This window comes from Microcystis sp. M015S2 (genome assembly GCF_020245945.1).
Lineage (GTDB): Bacteria > Cyanobacteriota > Cyanobacteriia > Cyanobacteriales > Microcystaceae > Microcystis.
In genome coordinates, this window is record NZ_JADBTX010000019.1 from 1 (window position 1) to 25,909 (window position 25,909).

Annotated in this window: 19 protein-coding genes; 10 read left to right on the top strand and 9 right to left on the bottom strand. The window is 42.5% G+C overall.

Annotated elements, in window-relative coordinates; translation table 11 throughout:
• Positions 1–474: 474 nt before the first annotated feature.
• The gene (locus IM473_RS04885) at positions 475–1,578 is read right to left on the bottom strand and encodes a glycosyltransferase family 4 protein (protein WP_287657892.1); all 1,104 of its coding nucleotides are present in this window, start codon (positions 1,576–1,578) and stop codon (positions 475–477) included.
• Positions 1,579–2,027: 449 nt separating this feature from the next.
• Here IM473_RS04885 and IM473_RS04890 point away from each other — a divergent pair, with 449 nt between their 5' ends.
• From IM473_RS04890 to IM473_RS04905, 4 genes are all read left to right on the top strand, one after another.
• Positions 2,028–3,635 (top strand): MFS transporter, encoded by a 1,608-nt coding sequence (locus tag IM473_RS04890; protein ID WP_287657891.1) that lies wholly within the window; start codon positions 2,028–2,030, stop codon positions 3,633–3,635.
• 195 nt (positions 3,636–3,830) lie between these two features.
• On the top strand, positions 3,831–4,208 hold the full coding sequence (locus IM473_RS04895; RefSeq protein ID WP_287657890.1) for a helix-turn-helix domain-containing protein: 378 nt from the start codon (positions 3,831–3,833) through the stop codon (positions 4,206–4,208).
• Positions 4,209–4,385: 177 nt separating this feature from the next.
• Positions 4,386–5,453 (top strand): S-methyl-5-thioribose-1-phosphate isomerase, encoded by a 1,068-nt coding sequence (mtnA, locus tag IM473_RS04900; RefSeq protein WP_287657889.1) that lies wholly within the window; start codon positions 4,386–4,388, stop codon positions 5,451–5,453.
• A gap of 779 nt (positions 5,454–6,232) precedes the next feature.
• A complete protein-coding gene (locus tag IM473_RS04905) occupies positions 6,233–6,946 on the top strand; it encodes a response regulator (RefSeq protein ID WP_287657887.1) in 714 nt (237 codons plus the stop codon).
• A 52-nt stretch (positions 6,947–6,998) separates the two neighbouring features.
• Here the strand turns inward: IM473_RS04905 and IM473_RS04910 are convergent, their stop codons facing one another.
• Complete coding sequence (locus IM473_RS04910) at positions 6,999–8,000, bottom strand: phosphoribulokinase (RefSeq protein WP_149985530.1); 1,002 nt, start codon at positions 7,998–8,000, stop codon at positions 6,999–7,001.
• Between the two features lie 392 nt (positions 8,001–8,392).
• On the bottom strand, positions 8,393–10,207 hold the full coding sequence (locus IM473_RS04915) for an EAL domain-containing protein (RefSeq protein WP_287657886.1): 1,815 nt from the start codon (positions 10,205–10,207) through the stop codon (positions 8,393–8,395).
• Positions 10,208–11,314: 1,107 nt separating this feature from the next.
• Between IM473_RS04915 and IM473_RS04920 the strand changes: the two genes are divergently transcribed.
• The 3 genes from IM473_RS04920 (at position 11,315) to IM473_RS04930 (ending at position 15,759) form a co-directional block, all read left to right on the top strand.
• A complete protein-coding gene (locus IM473_RS04920; protein WP_287657885.1) occupies positions 11,315–12,841 on the top strand; it encodes a bifunctional aminoglycoside phosphotransferase/ATP-binding protein in 1,527 nt (508 codons plus the stop codon).
• Positions 12,842–12,899: 58 nt separating this feature from the next.
• Positions 12,900–13,463 carry a Uma2 family endonuclease gene (locus tag IM473_RS04925; RefSeq protein WP_287657883.1) on the top strand — a complete coding sequence of 188 codons (564 nt, stop codon included), beginning with the start codon at positions 12,900–12,902 and terminating at the stop codon, positions 13,461–13,463.
• 244 nt (positions 13,464–13,707) lie between these two features.
• On the top strand, positions 13,708–15,759 hold the full coding sequence (locus IM473_RS04930) for an FAD-dependent oxidoreductase (RefSeq protein WP_287657881.1): 2,052 nt from the start codon (positions 13,708–13,710) through the stop codon (positions 15,757–15,759).
• Positions 15,760–15,917: 158 nt separating this feature from the next.
• On the opposite strand, the gene dnaN is transcribed toward IM473_RS04930, so the two are convergent.
• Positions 15,918–17,066: a DNA polymerase III subunit beta gene (dnaN, locus tag IM473_RS04935; protein ID WP_002739977.1), complete on the bottom strand. Its 1,149-nt coding sequence runs from the start codon at positions 17,064–17,066 to the stop codon at positions 15,918–15,920.
• Positions 17,067–17,470: 404 nt separating this feature from the next.
• Here dnaN and hemL point away from each other — a divergent pair, with 404 nt between their 5' ends.
• Positions 17,471–18,772 carry a glutamate-1-semialdehyde 2,1-aminomutase gene (hemL, locus tag IM473_RS04940; RefSeq protein ID WP_043996299.1) on the top strand — a complete coding sequence of 434 codons (1,302 nt, stop codon included), beginning with the start codon at positions 17,471–17,473 and terminating at the stop codon, positions 18,770–18,772.
• Positions 18,773–18,948: 176 nt separating this feature from the next.
• On the opposite strand, the gene IM473_RS04945 is transcribed toward hemL, so the two are convergent.
• From IM473_RS04945 to hpsP, 4 genes are all read right to left on the bottom strand, one after another.
• On the bottom strand, positions 18,949–20,283 hold the full coding sequence (locus IM473_RS04945; RefSeq protein WP_287657880.1) for a flotillin family protein: 1,335 nt from the start codon (positions 20,281–20,283) through the stop codon (positions 18,949–18,951).
• Between the two features lie 28 nt (positions 20,284–20,311).
• On the bottom strand, positions 20,312–20,653 hold the full coding sequence (locus tag IM473_RS04950; protein WP_061432977.1) for a hypothetical protein: 342 nt from the start codon (positions 20,651–20,653) through the stop codon (positions 20,312–20,314).
• A 48-nt stretch (positions 20,654–20,701) separates the two neighbouring features.
• Complete coding sequence (locus tag IM473_RS04955; RefSeq protein ID WP_287657878.1) at positions 20,702–21,268, bottom strand: glyoxalase-like domain protein; 567 nt, start codon at positions 21,266–21,268, stop codon at positions 20,702–20,704.
• 404 nt (positions 21,269–21,672) lie between these two features.
• Entirely contained in the window at positions 21,673–22,833 is a 1,161-nt protein-coding gene (gene hpsP, locus IM473_RS04960) for a hormogonium polysaccharide biosynthesis glycosyltransferase HpsP (protein ID WP_287657876.1), read from the bottom strand.
• 79 nt (positions 22,834–22,912) lie between these two features.
• Here hpsP and IM473_RS04965 point away from each other — a divergent pair, with 79 nt between their 5' ends.
• Positions 22,913–23,299 carry a hypothetical protein gene (locus IM473_RS04965; protein ID WP_002739650.1) on the top strand — a complete coding sequence of 129 codons (387 nt, stop codon included), beginning with the start codon at positions 22,913–22,915 and terminating at the stop codon, positions 23,297–23,299.
• 81 nt (positions 23,300–23,380) lie between these two features.
• On the opposite strand, the gene IM473_RS04970 is transcribed toward IM473_RS04965, so the two are convergent.
• Entirely contained in the window at positions 23,381–24,139 is a 759-nt protein-coding gene (locus IM473_RS04970; protein WP_287657874.1) for a GAF domain-containing protein, read from the bottom strand.
• A gap of 236 nt (positions 24,140–24,375) precedes the next feature.
• Between IM473_RS04970 and lnt the strand changes: the two genes are divergently transcribed.
• Positions 24,376–25,902: an apolipoprotein N-acyltransferase gene (gene lnt, locus IM473_RS04975; protein ID WP_287657873.1), complete on the top strand. Its 1,527-nt coding sequence runs from the start codon at positions 24,376–24,378 to the stop codon at positions 25,900–25,902.
• Positions 25,903–25,909 lie beyond the last annotated feature (7 nt).

The window sequence follows — 25,909 nt, forward strand, 5'->3', positions numbered from 1 at the left end:
GGCTCTCTTGGATTTGGTGGGTAAAATGTATTCTAAGATACATTGCTCCTAGCGAGGGGGTGGAACGAACCACAAAGACACAAAGGACACAAAGATCGATCCTATGTAAGTTAAACTGATCACACAGAACCGAGAAGAGCCAAATATTTTTGACTGGTTGTAAGGTTATAGCTTGCAATGCAGATAAGCGAGGTTCTACCTCTACTTATTTCTTTGACCGAAATTATCACCTTCGCTCCTAGGTTCCCCCGCAATAAATTGACCTGGTGCATCTTACATTTGCAGGAATACCGACAATCAGCAGTTTTTAATAACCGGATTTAGTGTAATTTAGGTAAACTGGTTGAATGACAGGAAGGACGGGCTAGAGGCCTAGCCCACAGATAAAATTAGAGAATCTATGTAAAACGGGTCTCCTGCCCGTGCAGCTCTGGGATGCTCCCCAAAACCCGCACTAACATAGAGCATAGGGATTTAGATTAACTGCTCTAATTTTGCTCGTAAAGTCTTTTTGCCGAATTTAGTTAGAGTTTGTTGACGCAACCATTGCGGGTGACAACGTTGATCCTGACCTGGCAAAATTTCTAAACAAGCTTTAGCCACCTTTTCAGCATCTCGATAGGGAACGCGCCACCCCACCAAACCATCCTGGAGCGGCTCTGCTGAACCGTCCTCATCTCCAGAAATCACGGGAACACCGCAGGCCATCGCTTCTAGGTAAACAATCCCGAACCCTTCCCGGGAAGGCATAACGTAAGCATCGGCCAAACGATAATGGTCCGCTAATTCCTCCGTCGGGACAAAACCCGCGAAAATTACCTGTTTATCCACTCCTAACTGCTTGGTTAAAGCTTCTAACCTTGGGCGGTCGTCCCCTCGTCCGATGACTAGATATTTTACTTCGGGATAAGTCTCTAGAATTGTCGGCAGGGCCCGAATGGTAACATCTACCCCTTTATAGATATCCCCCGACCACAATCGGGCCACTGTTAATAAAACTTTGGCATTTTCTATATCATATTTTTTGATTAATGTCAAGGACTTTTCACCTAAATTAAACTTTTCCTCATCCACCACACAGGGGAGAATTGCTACTTTTTTGGGATCGATAGCGTTAGCCTTACACATAAGATCGCGACTGTAACGGCTAATTGTCCAGATCGATTCGGCCGCTTGCAGAGCCTGTTTTTGGGAATTTGGTAAAGGTTCCCAGACTTCTTTGCCGTAGGTAAGGACGGTGTAGGGTATGTCTAAAGCTTGGCAATAAAGACGGGTGAGGGGGGCTAAATTTATATGACCACAAAAAACCTGTTGGGGACGTTTCTGGAGGAGAGAAACTAAAAACTTAAGGGCTAATTGGATGCGTCCGAGAGTTGCTGAGTTATTTTTCAGGTAATGAAAGGTAATACCTTGATTTTTAAAAGGATTAGGACAATCAGGGGCATCCCGCAGTAAAAAAACCTCGGCCGCCTCAGAATCGGGTAAAGTGAGATAGGCTTGCAGAACATCCTTGATATAGGATTGAATACCACCTTCTTGGGAAAAAATCTCTAAAAATAGGAATATATGAGGCATCATAGAACGTCAGTGTCAAAAAGGTTTAGGTTTGGCGAAAAAATTTTCCCCGATCTCTTATCTGTACTATCACACTTTCTTGATCTATTTCGAGCGTCTCCCAAGTAATAGATCCTAACCGCTAACAGTCCGAAAAAGAACAATCTTGTGGCTCTTCTTGCGTGTAACTGCCAGAATCAGGGAAATTCGGATGCTGATAGCTAAAATAACTGATATTAGTCAGTTTAGCTCATAATGCTGGCCAAGGCGATAGAATAGTCAGAATTTTCTCGGATGCCAAAGATAAAGCTATTTCTCTTTCCCCGGTGTCATCGAGGAATCTTCCCTTTTTAACGCTGGATATTTTCGGGAATTACTAGAGATAAAAAAATTAAAGTTCCTCAACTGTTCTGACAAAGGTTACAAATGCCCCCAGAACGGTTAAGCTTATTTTAGTCTCTGTAATTGCTTTTATGGCTCATTTAACTGCTGAAAGACTCAATTTAACCACAAAAATCGCCTATGGTGCTGGCGATTTGGGACCGGCTATCACTGCCAATATCTCAGTATTTTACCTGCTATTTTTCCTCACTGATGTGGCAGGATTATCGGCAGGATTAGCTGGTAGTGTGCTGATGGTGGTGAGAATTTTCGACGCTATTAACGATCCGATCATTGGCATGTGGAGCGATCGAACTCGTACGATCTGGGGTCGTCGCTTACCATGGATGTTATTGGGGTCGATTCCCTTCGGAATTAGCTATTTTTTACTGTGGTTAATCCCGACTAATAACCAATTATGGTTATTTTTATATTATATTTTTATCGGCATTATTTTTAATTTAACCTATACAGTAGTCAATCTTCCCTACCAGGCACTCACCCCTGAATTAACCTATGATTATAATGAGAGAACCCGCTTAAATAGTTTTCGTTTTGCCTTTTCGATCGGGGGTAGCATTCTCTCATTAATTCTCTATATTCTCGTCTCATCCTCCTATGCCAATGATCTCCATCAAGCTTTTTTATTGTTAGGTGCAGTTTGTGCTTTAATGTCGATTATAGCAGTTATTTGGTGCGCTTTAGTTTTACAAGAACGAGGAGCAAAAGCGATTCTTAATCCCGCTCGGAAAAAAGTTTTGGCAATTGCTTTTATAGTTATCGGTGCGCTTTCCTTTGTCTATGGAGTAGGAAAAATGGGGGGAAATCCCAGAGATTTTATCGCTATTTCTACAATTTTATTAGGAATAGAAGGGATAGTTTCTGGGTTAAATATTTACTATGGTAAAACTGAAAATCATCTCAGGGATGGTGCGGCAATTAAACAGAGAGAAGCGGATAATAATACCGAAACTATTCCCCTGAAAGAACAATTAAAAATAGTTTTTGGTAATCGTCCCTTTTTATACGTTATTGGCATCTATCTTTGTGCTTGGTTAGGAGTACAATTAACCGCCTCGATTTTGGTTTACTACGTCGTCAGCTACATGAGACTATCGGAAGCAGAATCGGGTTTAGTCGCTTTAGCAGTACAGGGAACAGCTTTAGTGATGTTATTTTTCTGGCAAGCAGTTAGTCAGAAATTAGACAAAAAGATAGTCTATTTTTTAGGGATGACATTCTGGATTATTGCCCAAATCGGTTTATTTTTGCTCCAACCAGGAGAAATAACTTTAATGTATACTTTGGCAGTTTTGGCAGGATTTGGCGTATCTGTGGCCTATTTAATTCCTTGGTCAATGGTTCCTGATGTGATTGAATTAGACGAATTAGAAACAGGAAAACGTCGAGAAGGTATTTTTTATGCTTTTATGGTACTTTTGCAAAAAATTGGTTTAGCTTTGGGGTTATTTCTTGTCGGTATTGCTCTAGAAACATCGGGTTTTAAACCGAGAATTCTAGGAGAAGCAATTCCCCTGCAGCCGGATAGTGCTTTAATAGCAATTCGCCTAGCAATTGCGCCTTTACCGGCATTTTTTCTGATCATTAGCTTAATTCTTGCCTATTTTTATCCAATTACTCGCCAAGTTCACGCCGAAATTTTAGACCAATTAGCAGCAAGAAGACAAGAGGAAAAGTAAACATCGGTTGTCAGTCGTCACGAGACAAGAGATTATTTTTATTTATTCCCGAAATTCCTCCCAAGCAAAATCACCAAACCCTTACCCCAAAGTAATTGTATTGATTTTTGAACTACTTGTTACTGGGTACAATCGACCCGGCAGCATAATGTCTTCAATGAGTATAATGTTATCGATAGCTAAATTGTAAAAAAAATGAAATCCTATCCAGTAGAGTTCCGTCAGAAAATCCTAGACTGTTATTATAACGAACCCATCTCTCAAAGACAATTAGCGAAAAGATTCTGCGTAACCTTAAGTTTCGTACAAAAGCTTTTGAAGCAATCTCGAGAAACGGGAGATATTCGACCGAAGACTTATCGATGTGGCCGTCATTTAAAACTTACGCCAGAACAGGTGATCGCCCTCGGTGATTTGATTGAGGAAAATAATGACGCAACTCTAGCCGAACTATCGGAACTATTCCTAGAAAGAACTGGTATAGTGTTAAGTGTGGCGACAGTGGCAAGAATAGCCGAACGCTTGAGAATCACCCGCAAAAAAAAACTCTACACCCGACCAGAAAAGAGATAGAAAGAGTCCAAAAACTTAGACAAGAATATAAAGGATAAAATTCGGGATGTATCAGATTAAACCCTAATCTAGCTATGACCAGAATCCAAGCTGGCTCGCTTAAAGTAACTAGAGCGCACGGGACTAGACCTCTTAAAAAAAAACAAAATTTTGCAACTATTACGGAGATTACTAATTATGACCACAAACAATGCCGAGAATAACTCAATCTATCCCGTGCGTTGGCAAGATAACAAAGTTTGGCTGATCGATCAAACCCGTTTACCCATGGAGTATGAGGAAGTTGAGATCACCAGCAGTGAAGCCATGGCCCGGGCGATCGAAACGATGATTGTCCGCGGTGCCCCGGCGATCGGGGTAGCGGCTGCCTATGGTATGGTTTTAGGAGCGCAGGAAATTAAAACCGACCAGACAGAAGAATTTCTGGCCGATTTAACTAGAATAGCCGAGCGATTAGCGCAAACCCGGCCGACGGCGGTGAATTTATTCTGGGCGATCGAGCGAATGTTAAAAGTGGCCCAGGAAAGTGGCCCAGAAGTGGCAGTAATTAGCAAAAATCTCCTGGAAACTGCCCACAATATCCAAAAAGAAGATGTGGAAACCTGTCGGGCGATCGGTCATCATGGTTTATTGGCGCTGCCAGAGCAACCAGAAAAACTGACAATTTTAACTCACTGTAATACTGGTTCCCTGGCCACGGCCAGTTATGGTACTGCTTTAGGGGTGATTCGTTCCGCTTGGACGGCGGGAAGATTAATACAAGTGTATGCAGACGAAACCCGGCCAAGGTTGCAAGGGGCAAAATTAACCGCCTGGGAATGTCTGCGGGAGGGAATTCCCGTCACCGTGATCACCGATAGCATGGCGGCCCACTGTATGCAGCAAAAACTGATCGATGCGGTGATTGTTGGGGCCGATCGCATTGCGGCCAATGGGGACACGGCTAACAAAATCGGCACCTATTCCCTCGCGGTGCTGGCAAAAGCTCATCATCTGCCTTTTTATGTGGCTGCCCCCCTATCGACGGTGGATTTTTCCCTTAAAGACGGTACGGGTATCCCGATCGAACAGCGTGATCGTGCCGAAATTTATCAGGTGGGGACAACTACCGTTTGCCCCAGAGATGTTAACTTTTATAACCCCGCTTTCGATGTTACTCCCGCCGCTTTAATCACCGCTATCATTACGGAAAAAGGAGCGGTAACACCGGCTGAATTAATTTTTTTACAGGAATCCTCGGGGTGAGCTTTTTCCCTACTGACACCATTTTTATTTGTTTATATCGATTGGCACAGTGGGGAAAAATTCCGCCTCAATCCCATTGGAGGTGACGGCCAAGGGCGAAAAATAGACAAAAACTACCTCTATCCATAAACTAAAGGACTAGAGTAATTTTGAGAAACTATCTAGTTATCAATAGAATAGTTTGAATTAATTATTGATTACTTAAATCAAGAAACCATAAATTATTTATTAGTTTTAGATTATTTTTTTGTTAATATAGGCTAAAAAATTAATTAAACCAGAGCTTGGTTCTATTCTATGAAAATCCAAGCAGCTCAAAGATGTATTCTTCTTAAAATTATCTTGGCTCTTCTCGACTTTGTGTAATAATTTTTGCCGATCAAATTCTGAAATGTTTACTGGGAAAGACTTTTAGGGCTATTTTGGTGAATAAATCAACTATCAGTATAGGCCTCGTTTCCACACAGAAACCAGAAAAGCCAAATCCTTGCATAATCGAGATTTGTATGATATTATAAAGAAATAATTAAAGCAGAAAATTCTGGGTGATTTGGGTAGATTTGAGTAGATTTTAGGGGAGGCTAAGTATATTTGCCATCTCTGCTTTTAGTAAGTATCAATAAAATCAACCGGAAAAAGGGGATTGCCGAATGAAGAATAAGAAAGCGGAATTCAGAGAAGGAGGAAGGGAGTGAAGTCAATGTTAAGGAGCGGCTCGAATAATCGAAAAGCCAAAATTATCAAATCATCACTTACTTCGGCGAAACTGGTCAAAAAATATGGATAAAGTGCGGGTTATCGTTGTAGAAGACCACGATTTAACGCGCATGGGCTTAGTGGTGGCTCTCCAGCATCGGGAAGGTATTCAAGTGGTAGGGGAAGCGATCAGTGGATTACAGGGACTGAAACTGCTAGAGGAGACTAAACCCGATGTGGCGATCATCGATATAGGTTTGCCCATGATCGATGGGATCGAGTTAGTGCGACGCTTCCAACAAAATCGGGGCGAAGACCCCCTGGCCACGAAAATCCTCATGCTAACCATGCACAAAACCCAAGAACAGGTTTTAGCGGCTTTTAGTGCTGGGGCTGATTCCTACTGTATGAAGGATATTAGCATTGATAAGTTAATCGAGGCGATTTATTCCACCCACGAAGGCAATCATTGGCTTGACCCTGCGATCGCCAATATTATTCTGCAACAAGTGCGCCAAAATGTTCCCGTCGGTGCGGCTGCCAGGTCGAAAACAGTGATAATTCACGGCCTTGACCGAGAATATAGCCAATGGCGGGAAAATGTGTCCCTAACGGGACGAGAGCGAGAAATTCTCGAGCTGATTGTTGCGGGTTGTAGTAATGCTCAGATTGCCGAGCGACTCTATATCACCATCGGCACGGTGAAAACCCATGTCCGCAATATCTTAAATAAACTCTCTGTGGATGATCGGACTCAAGCGGCAGTGCTGGCCCTGCGATCGGGATTAGTGGATTAAAAAAAACCAGCATCCTAACCATATAGGATGCCAGTTCGGTCAAAACTAAAAACTAGACTTGGGCTGCCACTTTTGATTCGGCTGCCATTAGTTTTTCGTAGGTTTCACGCATTTTGAGACCGACTAAGACTTGGAATAAACCCGTACCATTGGTGGAACCGGGATAATCCTTGTGTTTGAGCAGTAATTCGGTCATTTCACCGTAGTATTTAGTGCCAGTTTTGCTCAAATGGCTTTCGATGTAGATCATTTCTTCGAGGTTATCGAATTGACCATCTAGTTCCAGAATCGACACTTCATTCCCCAAGAAGCCATCTGGACCATAGTAGAGTTTAATACCGGGATAAGTGCAGGTCAATTTACGACCGCAGGGCCGCCAATCGATGGTGGAACCTTCATCAAACAGATAAGCGGGTTCAAAGTTTTCTACCCCTTCTTTCTGGATTAAACGGACCCGTAGTAACTTACTTTCGTGATCTTCAAGTAATTGGGTGGGCAGCACTTGAATCACCACGTCAGCGTACTGTCTTTGGGGATCGATATAGGCACTGAAATCCGGTTTTCTAGAATTAATAGCCGCCATCACATCATCATAGGTGTGACCGCGCTCGGCCATATCCCGTTGAATTTTCCAGTTAACTTTGACTTCATCGCTAATATCGAGATAAACGCTGAAATCTAATAGGGCCCGGACTCGTTCATCATATAAGGGGTGCAGTCCCTCGATCACGATTACCTTATTCGGTTCGATGATTTCGGGGGGATCGATCATCCCCGTTTCATGATTATAAATAGGTTTATTAATGGCTTGACCTTCCTTGAGAGCTTTAATCTGCTCATACATCAGGTCAAAGTTATTCGCTTTCGGATTGAGTGCGGTGACACCCACCTCTTTTCTCTGTTTGCGATCGAGGCAATGGTAGTCATCTAAACAGATCACTGTCATAAACTCGGCCCCGAATAAATCCGTCAAACGACGTAAAAAAGTAGACTTCCCACAACCGGAGTCCCCAGCTACACCGATTAGAACCACGCGCTCTGGCTTATTGGCCATAGTTTCCCTCTAAATACACAACTAATTGTTAACCCATAGTATGTAATTAAACCAGACTCTGGATCCAGCAGTACCCCGCCGCCAAAAATTTCTGCTGCTGACAGGTTCGGCAAGAGCCTCACGCTAGAATGAGTAGGTATTTAATACTAGATTCTCTGTTCAGATCATACCGGAATCAGTGGCCAAAATCAGTTATCAGTTATCAGTTATCAGTTATCAGTTATCAGTTATCAGTTATCAGTGGCAAGTGGCGAGTGGCAAGTGGGGAGAATACACAAAAGCTGTCTCCTGTCTCCTGTCTCCTGACTGGAAAGAGGGTGTGGGGTGTAGGATGTGGGGAAAGAAACCTCTTTCATCTGTGCTGGTGAAAATTTTTTCATCGGGACTAACTCCTAATCCCCAACTGAGAGGGTGCGGTGGGTGTGGAGAAATGTAGTCATTTCCTCCACTGCTAGGGGGCAACTGATGCGATTGCCTTGCATTCTCTCACAACCTAATTCTTGCAGGATTTCTAATTGTTGTTGTGTTTCTACTCCCTTGGCGATCGCTATTAAGTTAAAACTTTTCGCTATCGCCAGCAATGACGAGATAAAACGGGTATCTTGGGGAGTATTAGTCAGTTTTTTCGTTAAAGATTGCTCTATTTTCAGTTTTTTCACGGGAAATTGACCGAGATAGGCGATCGAAGCGTAGCCGCTGCCAAAATCATCGAGGGTAATACTAATACCCAATTTCTGCAAATCCCCAAGAATTCGACCAGTTTCGCGGCTATTTTCCAGTAAACTTGTCTCGGTTATTTCCATCTCCAGAAAGAAAGGCCCGATTTTGGTTTCAGTCAAGACTTCTTTTAGGGTGGTGAACAACTGGGGATCGCGCAATTGGTGTGGGGACAGATTGATCGAGATGGGAGTGTATAATAACCCTCGCTGCTGCCATATTTGTGCCTGTTGACAGGCATTTTTTAGCACCCAACGATTAAGCTCAAGGATTAACTCGCTTTCTTCGACTAAGGGTAAAAAACGATTAGGAGCGATTAATCCGAATTGAGGGTGTAACCAGCGCAATAATACCTCCAATCCTTCCACTTGCCCCTGAGTCATATTAACTTGCGGTTGATAGTAAAGAGCTAATTCATTATTTCTCATTGCCTGATAGAGAAAATATTCAACTTTAGAACTACGAGTATTTTTGGTGTGAACATTAACTGACTCTATCTGGGAGTTATTATTTATATTATTTTTGACTGCTACTAAATTTTCCTCCAGTTTCTGTAATATTGCTTTCCTGTCTGTGCCGTCGGGGGGATAGATAACTGAACCTAAACTTAATCGCACGACTAGGGAGTGATTTTCGATTTCGTAATTACTTTCTAGGGTTTTAATAATTCTTTGACTAACTTTTTCTAGATCATTAGCATCATTAATTTCTGGCAGCAGGATAATAAATGCGTACCCTCTCCAATGGGCGACTATATCCTCTGATCGCAAACTTTTTCTTAAACGTTCAATTAAGATTTTTAATAGTTTATCTCCCAGTCGATAACCTAGTTTATTATTGACATTTCTTAGCCGCCCTACGTCCACTAATAACAGTCCGATCAGTTTATTATTTTTCCAGGCATTATTAATAGCACTTGAGAGATATTCATTAAAGAGAGAACGGTTAGGTAAATCCGTGAGAACAACCGAAGAATATTCCTCTTGAATCTTGCTATTAAAACTTATGATTTGCGATGGAGCTTGATGGAGAATTAAGGTACTTTTTGCATGGGGGTCATTATCGCTAGAATGGGTTTCATTTTCCGTAGGGTTCCCTTGTAACTGTCCTAGACTTTCAACTGATTCTCGCTCTATTTTTGCTTGACTGGCTATTAAATGAAAACTGGCATTTATATCACAGCCAAAGTTAATTAAATCACCATCTTTTAATTCATGAATTAAGCATTTAGACCCATTGACATAAATACCATTATGACTTTTATTTCCCTCTAAATCACCATCAAGAATCCAATAGGAAAATTTTTGGCTATCAATACTCTTTTTAATTAAAGTCGCATGATAGCGAGACGCGTGTTTGGAGCGAAGAACAATTTGATTATCGGACTTACGTCCGAGAGAATATTTCATTTCTTCTAGGGTAATTGTTCTTCTACCTTGAGGATCTTCCACAATCAGGAGATAACGGGAATTAGATGAACTATTAATCATTTTTTCGGCACCTCGACAAAACTAAAAATATAAGTTAATATGCTCCCTCAAAAGCCATGGCTCATTCGTCTTTAAGTTAATTTATCTTCTCAATAAAGTTTTGGGTGTGATAAAGTCATGGCTCATTCGTCTTTAAGTTAATTTATCTTCTCAATAAAGTTTTGGGTGTGATTCGGAACAGTTACTTAACAGTAATTGTGTCACATCTTCTGGTTTCAAGGCCTGGGTAAACCAAAATCCTTGTACTTCTTCAAATTCTGCTCTAGGCCGATCATAGTCGATAACATGGCTAAATGCTTGCTTTTTGATGGTAAATATTGGATAAGGGTTTGATCGCTCTTCAAACTGTTGGGGGGGGGACTTATAATTATAACGGCTCTCTTGGGTTTGGTGGGTAAAATATATTCTAAGACACAGTCCTGCTAGTGAGCGACTGGAACGAACCACAAAGACACAAAGGACACAAAGATTGATCGCTTCTATATTAAGTTAAACCTATCACACAAAGAATAAGAGAGCTATATAACTTAAGAAGGAATAGCCGGCGCCAAAATTATCTCAAGCTAACTGTACCCCTAATTCCTTCGTTTAAAGCTGACCCCGTTCCCATGCAGTCTTAACGAGTAATTTAGATAGTCAACAGTTTACCGACAATCAGCAATTAAGTACCTAAGCAAAATTAATTACACATCTAAGGGGTCAGTTGAACGCTTTTTGCTGTGATCAGTAAACAGTGAACTCAAATCTGATCCCTGATAGCTGTCTCGGAGTCTCGGAGTCTCGACTAGGAAATTAATTTTGCACGACTACTTATCAGTCATCCGTAAACTGGTACAAATGTATGCTACCAGTGTCAGCATCCCACTTGTCAAGCTAATGCTTTCCAGCGTTTGCAAGAGGTACTTCCTCCACGGACATCTGAAACTGCGCGACCTGTACTCACAGTCCTGTCCTCACCAACGGGGTTTGGGGGGTAGAATCCCCCAAGAGTCAAAGATTGAGTGATAAAATCAGAAATAACGCCCAATTTTAACCGAGGGGTTCCCTTGAAAAATCCCAACTTAGTAGATTTACAAAAATAAGATGCACCCCAGAGGAGTTCTTGCTATGGATAGCAACCAATTAATCGAAGAATTAAAAAATCCCGACTTTTATCCTCATTCTGTCAAAATTCCCGTTGAAATTATCCAAACCCATGCTTCCATTATCTTCTTGACAGGAGATTATGCCTATAAAGTCAAGAAACCAGTTAATTATAATTTTTTAGATTTCTCCACTTTAGAAAAGAGAAAATATTATCTAGAACAGGAACTAGAGTTAAATAAAAAAGTTGCCGCCAATATCTATCTGGAAGTTTTGTCAATTAATGAGCAACGGGGTCGCATAAGTTTAAATGGAGAAGGAAAGGCGATCGAATACATTTTAAAAATGAATCAGTTCCCCCAAGAATGTTTACTGAGTAAAATTTTTGAACGGGGAGAACTAACGGAAAAAGCTATAAAATCTTTGGCTGAAAAAGTGGCAGGATTTCATCGACAAGCTCTGACTAATTCCCATATTACTCAATTTGGCAATTTAGAAGTTATTAAACAAGCTTTTGATGAAAACTACCAACAAACCGAGAAATATATTAATTTTGTCCAAACCCAAAAACAATACGATGAAACGAAAGCTTATACAGATAAATTCTTCGCAGAACACCGAGATTGGTTAGAAGAAAGACAAATAAAAGGGATGATTCGCGAATGTCACGGCGACTTACATTTAAATAATATCTGTCAGTGGCAGGGAGAAATACAATTATTTGATCGCATAGAATTTAATGAATCTTTTCGCTTCGTTGATGTCATGTATGATATTGCTTTTACAGCGATGGATTTAACCGCTAGAGGGAGAGAAGATTTCGCTAATTTATTTGTGAATACTTATTTAGAACAAACCGCCGACTGGGAGGGTTTAAAAGTCTTGCCTCTCTACCTGACTAGACAAGCGTATGTGAGGGCAAAAGTCAATAGTTTTTTGCTTGATGGTGACACTTTTTCCGAGAAAATTAAAGCCAATGCACAGGATTATTATCAATTAGCTTGGCATTACACACAACCGCAGAAACCGAGATTAATTCTGATGTCGGGATTTTCTGGCTCGGGTAAGAGTACCATAGCGAAAGTAATTGCTAAAAATCTTAATGCTATTCAGATTCGTTCCGATGCAGTTCGCAAACATTTGGCTGGAATTGACTTAAATCAAGCAGGAAGTCTAGACATATATAGTCTCGAAATGAGTCAAAAAACCTTCGCTAGACTGACAGAATTAGCCGAAATTTTAATAGCTTTAGGTTATAGGGTTATTCTCGATGCACGCTACGATAAATATGCTTGGCGAGAACCCTTATTAACCTATGCCCAAAATTTACATATTCCTTTTCATATTGTCCATTGTCACGCACCTATAGAAGTTTTAAAACAACGGATTGCCGCTAGAAAAGGTGATATTTCTGACGCTACCATCGAGGTTTTAAATGCCCAAATTGAGAAAACAGAACCTTTTAATGAAAAAGAACAACCCTATCTAATTTCCCTAGACACTACTAACCCCAATTGGCCAGAATTTTTAGAGAGTCAATTAGATAAATAGGTTGAGATGAATCACCGATATAGCCATTCTTATAAAGTAGCAAGAAGGAGAAGCGATTATGGAAACTGTAGTGTTAAATCTAGAGACAGTTAATTTGACTGATGAACAATTTTATCATCTCTGTCAGGCTAATCAAACATGGAATTTAGAACGTAATCAAAAAGGAGAATTGTTAATTATGCCTCCCGTGGGTGGAAATAGTGGTAATCGAGAAGCTGATTTAATTGCTGATGTAACGATTTGGAATCGTCAAAGTAATTCTGGTAAAGTCTTTAGTTCTTCGACAATTTTTCGTTTACCAAAGGGAGGATATCGTTCTCCTGATGTTGCTTGGATAAAACGGGAGAGATGGGAAGCTTTGAGCGCAGAAGAGCGAGAAAAGTTCCCACCTTTGTGTCCTGATTTTGTGATTGAATTACGTTCTCGTACTGATTCCTTAACCTCTTTACAGGACAAGATGCGTGAATATTTAGCTAGTGGTTTACGTTTAGGTTGGTTGATTAATCCGCAACAGCAGCAGGTGGAAATCTACCGACTAAATAGCGATGTGGAAATTATTAATTTACCTGCTATTTTATCCGGGGAAGATGTGTTACCCGGGTTTGTTTTGCATTTAACTTAGGAAGGATTACAGGGAATAACAAAGGGAATGACACCGAATCAGGCTATCTCTATTTTGTCAAGACATTTCCAGAAAAGCGATCGATTGTCAGCTTGAAGGTGTATAATCTCTCAAAAGCCAGCATCAAGCTACAAAGTTTTCAATATCGCCCAAAAAAAAGAATCAGGATTTCAGGAACAGATTCTCTGGCTACTTCTTCAAAGAAAGAGGAAACTCTCAGTCACAACATTGATATTTGTCAATAATGTCACCTAAAATTTTCAATCATCACTTTACTCCTCTTAAATCCCTCTCTCTGGGATTATTTCTCCTACAAGCTTTCACTCCCCTTACCCTAGCAGCCCCCCCGCGAGAACCGGATCAAACCGTCGGCTGTGATATTCTGGTGGTGGGTGGTGGTTTAGCCGGTGCCGGTGCGGCCTACGAAGCTTTATTATTAGGAAAAACCGTCTGTTTAACCGAGATTACCGACTGGGTGGGGGGACAGATATCTTCTCAGGGAACCTCCGCATTAGATGAAAGACGGACACAAAGAGAAAAATTATTTTTCCCGAAAGGTTATCTAGAATTTAGGGAAAGAATTAGAAAGCATTACGGCAAACGCAACCCCGGGGAATGTTGGGTAAGCGGGTCTTGTTTTTTGCCTTTTGATGGACATAAATTATTATTTCAACAGTTAGAAGACGCTGCCAAAAAAGGCAAAGGAACCCTGAAATGGTTTCCCTCCACGGTAGTCAAAGAATTAAATCTTGAAACTTTACCCAATCGCGGCACTGGTCAACAGATTACCAGTGTAATTGCTATTCAACATAGTCCCGCAAAAGATACTCCTCCCCTAAATACCGAGTTTTTATCGCAAAAAATGGAGGATATCTATCGCTACGAAAATTCTCCCCGTTTTGATAAGAAAATCCTCCGTTTTGTCCCCAAATCCTCCCAACCGAATCAATTAGCAGATTGGTATGTGATTGAAGCGACCGAAACCGGGGAAATCATCGGATTATCAGATATTCCCTACCGTTTAGGGGTCGATAAGCGCAGTTATCTCGAACCTTCTTCCTCTAGCGTCACTGGCGACCCCTACTGTACCCAAGGCTTTACCTATACCTTCGCCATGGAGGAAACAGAAAAACCACAAACCCAAGAGAAACCCGTTTATTATGAACGCTATGCCCCCTATTTTAGCTATGAATTGCCGCGATTAGCCGATTTTGACCTAGTTTTCACCTATCGTCGTATCTGGAGTCCACAACTGGGTAAAGAGAAAACCTTTGGGGGAATTACTTTTACCGAACCCGTCCCAGGGGATATCTCCATGCAGAATTGGACTTGGGGAAATGATTATCGTCCGGGGACTGCCAAGGATAACTTTATCTACACCCGTGAACAGTTGCAAGAGTTAGGACAGTTATCTCCGGGGGGATGGATGGGAGGATTACGCACAGAAACCCTCGCGAGGGGCGAAGAACACGCCATTTCCTACTATTATTGGTTAGTAGAAGGAACCACCGATTCCCAGTTAGGGGACGGGGTAAAAGTTGCCCATTTGAATAACCGTTATCTCTCCGGTTTTGATTCTCCCATGGGAACTGCCCACGGTTTGTCGAAATATCCCTATATTCGGGAAGCAAGACGGATTATCGGTCGTCCTTCCCTGACTTTCCCCGCTGGTTTTACCGTCACAGAAATCGATATTTCCCGACAAAATTTTCAAAGCGATTTCTATCGTCAAAATCTTTCTCCAGCAGAATATCGGCGCTTAATTGCCACCTTGGCAGGATTAGAGGGATTTTCCGTACTTGATGGCACATTATCCCCCGATCAGGCCGTTAAACGCAAGCGATCGACTATTTACCCCGATTCCGTCGGTATCGGTCACTATGCGATTGATTTTCATCCCTGCATGACGGAACATCCCCCCGAAAAACCAGGTAATACAGAAAAAGCAGGAGAAAGACAGGGACAGGGCCAAGCTTACCCCTTCGAGATCCCTTTAAGGGCTATAATTCCCCAAAAAATCGATAATTTACTGATAGCGGGTAAAAGTATCGCTCTCAGTCATATTGCCGCGGCCGCCTATCGTGTCCATTCCTTCGAGTGGTCCTCTGGGGTAGCTGCCGGCATCACGGCAGTGTATGCTTTAAATAATAATGTACTGCCCTATCAATTAGTAGAAAGTGATTTTCTCATCGGCAATCAACAACTGCGAGAATTACGGCAAAAAATCGACGCTAGTGGTAATCCCACTGTGTTCCCCGATGCCTCAATTTTCCGGTCGATGGATAATTGGTATTAATTAACCAGAATTGGGGGAGTCAGGAGTCTTTAAGCAGTCAGCAGTCAGGGACTCGGACTGTGATAATAACTAGAAAACTGCCTAATCAATTGGCAAACAAATGCTGAAAGCTGATAGCTGAAAAGTCTCCCTCTCCTTCTATAATTGCTAGGGGAAAATTACTGACGAATTTGTACTGGCATCACCAAATAGGTCATCTTTAAACCTCCCAAGGGGGTAAAAATAACCGGTTGGGTACTAGCATTTAACTGCATTTGGATATCATTATTGGGTAAAGCCTTCAAACCGTCCATTAAATATTTAACATTAAAGGCAATATCGCCACTTTCTCCCTGAATTTCCGCCGCCATGGACTCTTTGGCGCTACCTAAATCGGGAGATTCCACCGCTAGGGATAAACGGTCATTTTCGCTATCGAGGCTAAACTTGACTAAATTATTCTTTTGGTCCGATAAAACCGCCACTAATTCCAAACAACGGATTAATTGTTTGCGGTCTAAAACCAAAGAGCGCTCGAAGGATTTAGGAATTAACTGATTATAGGTGGGATAGGCCCCTTCTAACTTACGACTGGTTAACCTCTGTTCCCCCATTTCAAAGATGACTTGAGAATCATCCACGTGCAGAGTAATAGTCTCGATATTTTGTTTTGTTGCCATCATTCTTTCCAATTCTCGCAGGGCCCGGGCCGGAATGGTGACATTAAAGCCACCAGAGGCACTTTCCACCTCCTCTAGGGGAGTTTGTACCACCGCTAAACGATGACCGTCTGTAGCGGCAAATTCTAGACAATCGACGGTTTTAGTTAAATGTACCCCCGTCAACACCTGTTTAGTTTCATCGCCACTAGCGGCAAATAAAGCACCTTTTAGTCCCTCTGTCAAGGCAACTATAGGTAAATTAACAATTTCTCCATCGGCCACCGTGGGCAATTCTGGGAACTCATCGGCCTTCATGCCGCGAATTTGGAACTGTGCCGAGGCAGTTTTCAGGAAAGCGAGACTATGCTCCTCATCATTCTCGTTTTCTTCCACAGAGATGGTGATTTCCCCCTCTCCCAAACGAGAGACAATATCGTTAAGTAATTTTGCCGGCAGGGTAATTTTGCCCCCTTCCACCACCTCGGCCCGAAAACTGGTGCGAATCCCTAAACTCAAATCAAAAGCAGTCAGGCTAATTTCGCCCTTTTCCTCATCGGCACAAAAAAGAACATTGCCCAACACCGGATGGGTAGGACGACTGGCAACGGCCCGACTAACTAGGGATAAATTGCTGTTGAGTTCGCTTTGACTACTGGTAAATTTCATAGCAGGAATAGTTTTTTTGTACGCTAAGAAATAATAGCAAGAATTCCCCTGTGGAAAATCTGTGGAAAACCGGAGCTTTTTTCGATCGCTCTTTCCGGTCTAAAATCTATCAATAGCAATAACTTCGCCCATTGCTAGGTTTTTCTGGCAATTCTGAAAAGATTGTGGAAAAATTGTCAAAAGTGAAATTTTTGCTCCTTCTCAGCCAATTACATAAGTTGTTAAGGATCAAGCTACAAGTTAACAATAGCGAGACTTGAGCCGACCAGCGCCTTTCTTAGGGAAAAAATTGCGTAAAATGTAGGCTGGTGATCTTTAAAATGGAACAAGCAGCAGGAAATTAACAAAACAAAACTCCGGGCATTCCCCGAAACCGATAGACTCAAATAGACAAGGAGACAGGATTGGTTAGCACATCTTCGTATCAAACAACAAAATCGAAAGAAATCTTTACAGCCGCTCAAAAATTAATGCCGGGGGGTGTAAGTTCCCCCGTGCGGGCCTTTAAATCCGTCGGTGGTCAACCTATCGTTTTTGAAAGCGTCAAAGGGGCCTATATTCGCGACGTGGACGGTAACGAATACATCGACTATGTGGGAACTTGGGGGCCGGCTATCTGTGGTCATGCCCATCCCGAAGTGATTGCCGCCCTACACCAGGCCCTAGACAAAGGGACCAGTTTTGGCGCTCCCTGTGTCCAGGAAAATATTCTCGCTGAAATGGTGATTGATGCCGTTCCCAGCATTGAAATGGTGCGTTTTGTCAATTCCGGCACCGAAGCCTGTATGTCCGTCCTGCGCTTAATGCGGGCTTTTACCGGCCGGGATAAAATCATCAAATTCGAGGGCTGTTACCACGGTCACGCCGATATGTTCCTGGTTAAAGCTGGCTCTGGTGTAGCCACCCTGGGCCTACCCGACTCGCCGGGGGTTCCCAAAACCACCACTAACAACACTTTAACTGCCCCCTACAATGACCTGGAAGCGGTAAAAGCCCTCTTTGTCGAAAATCCCGACTCTATCGCCGGGGTGATTTTAGAGCCAGTGGTGGGTAATGCCGGCTTTATCGTGCCGGATGCCGGCTTTTTAGAAGGATTGCGGGAATTAACCAAGGAATACGGGGCCCTATTAATGTTTGATGAGGTAATGACCGGATTCCGCATCGCCTACGGTGGCGCTCAGGAAAAATTCGGCATCACCCCCGATTTAACCACCCTGGGCAAAGTTATCGGCGGTGGGCTGCCGGTGGGGGCCTACGGCGGTCGGGCCGATATTATGGCGATGGTGGCTCCGGCTGGCCCGATGTACCAAGCGGGAACCTTATCCGGCAACCCTTTGGCCATGACGGCGGGAATTAAAACCCTCGAGTTACTCCAGCGCCCCGGCACCTACGAATATCTCGATAAAGTGACCAAATCCTTAACTGAAGGGCTGCTGAAAGTGGCTAGAGATGCTGGTCACAGCGTTTCTGGAGGTTATATTAGTGCCATGTTCGGAATGTTTTTCACCGGCTCCCCCGTGCATAACTATGAAGATGCCAAAAAGGCCGATGTGGCTAAATTCGGTCGTTTTCACCGGGGAATGTTGGAAAGAGGCGTTTATCTAGCTCCTTCCCAGTTTGAAGCTGGTTTTACTTCTTTAGCTCACACAGAGGCCGATATCGAACGGACTTTGGCCGCCGCTAAGGAGGTTTTAGCAAGTTTATAGTTAATGCCGCTTCGACTGGGAAAATCGATTGATAGGGTCCCAAGTATTGATGAGTTGACATTTCCCCGCTTGCAAAAGACGGGGATTCTTATCGGTGAGATCGAGTGCGGTTTTAACCCTGCTCGATCTCGGTAACAATCTATTTTAGAAGGCCTGTCTAGTAGGTTTTCTGACTGCTATTTTTCAATTTTATTGGTGAGAGTTCCCACTACATCAATACCGAGGGTTTGATGGACACTGGCGAGGAATTGATTGACGATTTCGGGATAGACTTTGATCAGGGTAGCCAGGGATTTACCATCACCATTATCAACGATATTAACTCGATCGAGGTGTAATCGTTTAGGAATTTTGATCGCTTCTTCTAGGATAGTTTCTAACTGTTGAATCAAGAAAATTGCTTCTGCTTCGCTGCCGGTGTTTTGCCAGACTTCCGCGAATAATTCGTTAACCAAGGCTTCAGCTTTAGCATTTTCTTCAAAAATTGCCGCTTCTCCTCTAGCGCGGAAAGTTTCAGCTTCCTGCTGCGCTTCTGCAGGTAAAACTTGATCTGCTTGGAGACGTAATCTTTCCAATTCTGCCCTAACCTGCTGCAATTTTTCCTCAACTATAGCACGTTTTTCCTTAGCGGCAGCAATAGTTATTTCTTCTTCCGATTTTGCCTGTTGTTCCAGTTTTGCCTTTAACTTTCTCAACTCGTTTTCTTGCTCTAAAATGATAATTTGATCCCGGGTTTTAGCCACGGTTGCCTGTTCCTCACATTCCGCAACTATTTGTTCAGCTTCATTGAGGGCATTTGATTCGGCAATTTCAGCATCACGCATGACTAAAGCGATTCTTTCCCGTCCGAGGGAGTTAAGATAATCCACGTCATCGGCAACATTTTGAATTTTGAGAGTATCAATTTCTAAACCGAGTTTAAACAGATCTTGACTGACGTTACTGGTAATACTTTCGGCAAATTTTAGGCGATCTTCGTTCACTTGTTCGGGGGTCATTGTTGCGACTACACCCCGCAAGTTTCCTTCTAAAGTTTCTTTAGCTACGCGAATAATTTCTTCTCGATCTCGATCTAAAAATCGTTCGATCGCATTGCCGACTATTTCAGGTTTAGAACTAACTTTCACGTTAGCAATTGCCACTATATTCAGGGGAATATTGCCCTTAGAATAGGCATTTTTAATCTCAATTCTGATCGGGGTTGTGGTGACATCCATGCGTTTAACGGTTTCTAAAATTGGAATACGAATCGCCCGACCCCCCGATACTACTCGATAACCTGCATCCTGTCTATCTTTTGATTTGCGTTTCATCCCACTCAGAATTACCACTTCATTGGGTTTACAAATACACAAAAAAGAATTGATAAACCAAATCGCACCGACCCCCAGAAATATCAATAAAGCAATGGGAACACTATTCAATAATAAATTGCCAGCACTGTTATTGTTATTGTTGTCGTATTGGTTGGGATTAATTTGGATGAGATAGGAATTATTTTGACTATTCATAGTTAGTTACCCTTTGGTCTAGAAGAAATTACAAATCGCCTCTGATATACTTTTCCGCAATGACTAAAACTTTATTATCCTGGAAATTGAGGATAAATGCTTGATCCCCGACATTAAATTGTTCTTCCCCTTCCGTTATCGCTACTATATCGATCAGACTATCCCCGACATTAACTCGCACTTTCCCCTTGCTATTTTTATCGAAGGGGATTTGAACAACTCCGATTAAACCGATGAGAGAGTGATGATCGACAATACTATTTACCTGTTGGTTGCAGCGTCTTAACTTGACTAAAATCAGGAGTAGAATCGCCAAACCAATACCTACCCCTAAAGAAATTAAAACGATTGTGAGCAGTTGAGCATTCATAGTTTAGTTATTTACCGTTATGGTTGCCCCCAATCAAATTACCGTTAACTAATTTGAGACTTCGGCCATTTCAATCACGCGATTGGCATTATCTTTGACCAAAAAATTTAAAGGTTTATTGCGACGAACTTTATACTTTAAGCGTCGTGATTCCACCCGCATCAGAATTTGTTCTAAACAATCGTGATCAAAACAAACGTGACGATGACGATCCTTATAACCCGCGGTTGCTCCAGCAACGATGTGCAGTTGGGTATTTTTCTTTAACTGATACCATAAACCCTGGGGTTGATCTCCCAAAGAAGTGTTGGCAGTAGTCACAGCCGGATTACTAGACATATAAAATGGGTCAATCATATTATTGCCCATCGTCTGCTCATAATTGTAATAGTAATGGAGGGGGACATCGGCCGTGGGCAAATTTAAAAGTCCTTCATAAAATTGTCGGGCTGTCTCCAAATCTGTCACCATGATTGTATGAACTTTTGGGGCGCTAGTTAGAAACATCCACATGGCTAAAGCATAAGCGGCCAGGAGCATAACCATAATCCCCTGGGTGGACAGGAGAGTATCAAGGGGTAGGAAAGCGCCGAAGAAAAGATGATTTATCAACACTGATGTGATCCTATTGCCTAAGAATTTCTATCATTCCCTAATTATAATCATGACGCTGAAACTTAAGTGAACAGGGTGGGGAGTAACCAAGTTCTGTACATTTGTATTAAAATGCTCCCTACCCAGTTTAAATACAGTACAATTTGCCTCAAATTCTCCCCATGGGATGAATAAATGATGAGATGATGACATTGCGGAGGGAAATATGAGGAATTAGCGGAGATGAAAGCGTATATTGGAAATAGAGCCATCCCTAAAAAGTGAGCTACTATTATGGACTCTTTTGCACTCCCCGTCTTTCTGCAATCAGGTTTAACCTTATTGGCATTTTTAGTGCTGGTTATCCTGATGGCCTAAATCTTAATCCGTCTGTGACTTCGATCGAGCAGGGGACGATCAATAGCTCAGACTAGATTTTGATAGACAGTTAGCATCTGTTCAGCGATCGCTGACCAACTGTATTGATTTAAGACTAAATCCCTGGCATTTTTCCCTCGTTGTTGGCGAATTTCAGGATTAGTGATGGCCGCTTCTAAAGTATTAGTTAAATCCTCCAACTGACAAGCTGTCACCCATCCCGCGGCCGCTGCTGCCACCGCAGGATGCAGATCCACCCGGTCCGAGATGACCACAGGAATTCCGGCGGCCATAGCTTCTGCCACTGCGATGCCAAAATTTTCATAGTAGGAAGGTAAAACAAATAAATCGGCCCTAGCGAGGAGGCTATTTTTCACTTCTCCAGTGACAAATCCGGTAATTGTCGTGTTTTTAGCCAAGATTGACCGCTCGATCTGATTTTTAATGCGATTTTCGTAGTCTCGATCCTGGGGATTGCCTCCTGCTAAGACAAAATGAAAATCTAGGCCTTTTTCTAACAACCTTTCTAAACTGGGCAGCAATAAATCTAGACCTTTTTTCGGGTCAAGACGGGACATATAGAGGATGATCTGTTTATTTTCGGGAAGATCAAAACCCGTTACTGGTAAAGCTTGTGGGTTAAAAAAATCTACCCCTAGGGGGATGACAATATCCTTAGTTTTTATATTAAATCTTTCGGCGATTTGACACTCCTGCTGACTGGTAAAATGAACTGCCGCCGCCGCCGCTAAATTGGGTCTTTCCAGAAAATTGGCATATATTTGTTTAAGTTGCCGTTTTTTTTGCAAATCTGCCGGATCGAGGGTGCCTAGGGGACGGAGAATATAGGGCAGTTGACGGTAACGAGCGATCAAAGCCGATATACTGCTTACCGGGGAGAATAAAGCGTGAATATGGGCGATATCGTAATCTTTTGCCCTATTAGCCAACCAAGTAAACAGATCAAGGGAAAATTTATAGCGCCGAAAGGGAGAACAGGGAAAATAATAGATTTGATAGCCATTTTGACTAACAGGGACCCCCAAAGGCACATCTAGGGGTGCTTGTCCCGTGTCACCATTGGAATCGGTGGTAATAATAGTCACCTCTTGGCCCAGTTGCGCCAAGGCCGCTGACAAACCGAGTACCATTTGACTAGGACCCCCGTAAACAAGGGAAATCGAAGGAACAATCTGAAGAATTTTCATCTTTTTGGTGCAAGGGTCAAGACTTGTTAAGATCGATCAAGCCGTTCGCTCAAATTTACCACTTCTGTGGCTCTCATTTATGGTAATCGACTTTCTGCCCTTCACTATCAATATTTCCCCGGCTTTTATTGCCGGTAGCTGTCTCTGGTCTTTAGCATTATATTTGGGGTTAGCTGGGGTGCGAAATTGGTTTATAGAAATTTTCTATCGCTGGTTTAATTTTGCCGAGCGTTTCCTCTATACTTCCCTAGAGGAGTTTGAAAAAACTCGCGTCGCCAGAGAATCACAAAATGCTTTTTATGCCTCTATCTTTAGTATTATTCCCTTTCTCATTCTCGGCGGTTTCTCCGATTGGTTAATCGAGATTAGTTTAGGAAAAAGTTGGCCGATTAGTGTCGGTATTCTCGCTTGTGTTGCCTCCGGTGTCTATGAATTAGGACGGCAGGACGGCAGCGGCAATCAGTAAATTAAGCTGTTAAATATCCCAATTACTTCTTAGGACAGCACGGGAGTGGCAAGTGAGTCGATTTTAACCCCTGACTAGCGCTCAATCTTTTGCTTCCAGACGATTTTTATGTTTATTAAGAGTCTTTTGTAGTAAATTCAAAACCTCATTGGCAATCTCAATAACTTGATGGGTTCCAAAACCGGCCTGAGTTAATTCTTTAAAAAAAGCCTTAGCGACAATTTTGGCTAATTTCGGGGGATAAGGAGGGACAGCGATCAAATGTTCGGACTGAATTTCTGCTATTTCTCTAGTCACTGCCATAGCCACAAAACGAGATTTTAACATCCCTTGCAAATGAAAAATTTGCCAGGATTGGGCAGCCTGTTGAGCGAATAACTGCAAGATTTCTAAATCTAATGGTTCAAAATGTTTTTTGTCTAGGGGAAAACTGAGATTAATTACTCCGATTACCTGCTCTTTCAGGATAATCGGTACGGATATAAAACTATTATTATTTGATCTTTTGGGATAACGGGCTGCACTGGAAAATGGCGATCGAGTTATATCCTTAATTAGTAAAGGTTTCCCTGTAGCCACTACAGTGCCGGCAATACCTTGATCGAGTTTAATTATTTCTTGATCAGCCAAAGGTGATAGATCATCATAATGGGCAAAAACTTCTAGATAATCGGTAATTTCCCCTTTTAATTCCTGTGGAGAGCTTAACATAATTGAACAGTGCCGCGCTCGCAATTGATGAGCGCTCAGACTAGCTATTTTCCGAAAAATATCTTCGAGATTTTCCTCGACATTCAAGACAAGAGCCAGAGTAGTCAATTTGGGGTTAAAATTATTCATGTATTCAATCACTTATTCAGTCCGAGTTTAGGCTTTTAGGGTGAGGGTGACATTCCCCATCTCTGTGTTTGTCTGAGTCTATAGCTTGCCATAGCATCTCATGGAAGGGGTTTTTTGCTCGCTAACTGATCTATTGTAGATGTAGCCAAAACTTCTGTGTCTCTCTTGTTTTTTGTCTTCCCTCTAGCTACTCTGATCTAGTAGGTTAGACGAGTTTAACCTGACTGGAGTGAAAGATGGTGCGTTTTCTCTGGGCAATTTTGGCCGGTGTGGGGATGGGGTTAACAGTAGCGCCGGTTTCTTGGTGGTTACTCGCTTGGATTTCTCTCGTCCCCCTGTGGATGGTTGTGAGATTAGCGGAAAAATCCCTAAAAAAACAGCTTTTATACGGTTTTGGCTGGGGTTTTGCCTACCATGGTCTCGCTTTATTCTGGATCACGGGAATTCACCCGATGACTTGGATGGGTGTCCCCTGGTTAGCCAGTTTGTCAATTGCCCTGTTTTGTTGGTTGTTTATCACTTTTTGGGGAACGGCGATCGTGCTAACTTGGACGTTAGTTATGTTTTATGTCAACAAAAGTGTTAATCGGTCATCTTTTCGCGATGCTCTCCTACGGGTTTTCATCGGCACTGCCCTCTGGTGTGGGTTAGAATCTCTCTGGAGTCAATCCCCTCTCTGGTGGACTACCCTTGCTTATAGTCAAAGTCCCCATAATTTATTGATTCTGCAATTGGGAAAATTATCGGGTTTTACGACGATAACGGCGGCAATTGTGGCAGTTAACGGTTTAATCGCCGAAAGCTTGCTCCTAATCCGTCAATCGCGGCAAAATCTCGCTTTTCTCTCTTTACCCCTCCTCATTTGTTTGAGCCTGCATCTCTGGGGATGGAATGTTTACCATAAACCGCTCGAAAAGTCAAGGGATTTAGGGATAAAAATTGGCGTAATTCAGGGCAATATTCCCAACACGATTAAACTTTCACCCCTAGGATTTCAAAAGGCGCTCGAAGGTTACACCTCTGGTTATCAAATTCTCGCCGATCAAGGAGTAGATGCCGTCTTAACTCCTGAAACCGCCTTACCCTACTATTGGGAGAACTTAGTCAATAATAGCTCGATTTATTCGGCAATTTTAGCCAAAAAAACGCCGATCTGGTTGGGTGCATTTGGCAAGGTGGACAAGGGTTATAATAATAGTCTCTTGACCATTGATGGCGAGGGACAGGTGATTAGTCGGTATGATAAAGTAATTCTCGTGCCTTTAGGCGAATACGTTCCTTTTCAGGAAATTTTAGGCGGAATTGTTGATCGCCTTTCTCCCTTGCAAGCGCATTTAATACCGGGAGATCCCGCTCAAATTATTGACAGTCCTTTCGGTAAAATCATTGTGGGCATTTGTTACGAGTCGGCTTTTTCCGAACATTTTCGCCGTCAAACTGCTAGGGGAGGCGAATTTATTATTACTGCTTCTAATAACGCCCATTATAGCCACGCCATGCCCGCTCAACACCATGCTCAGGATACCATGCGAGCGATCGAAACCGATCGATGGATGGCCCGGGCCACCAATACAGGTTATTCTGCTTTTGTCGATCCCCACGGTAATCACCTTTGGCTATCGGATTTAGATAAATATCAAATCCATAGCGAAACAATTTATCGACGGGATACGAGAACTTTATATGTGCGCTGGGGAGATTGGTTAACTAAAGTTTTAATTATTACTGCCGGACTAGCTTGGCTCTGGAGAGCTTGGGATTAAGGTGACA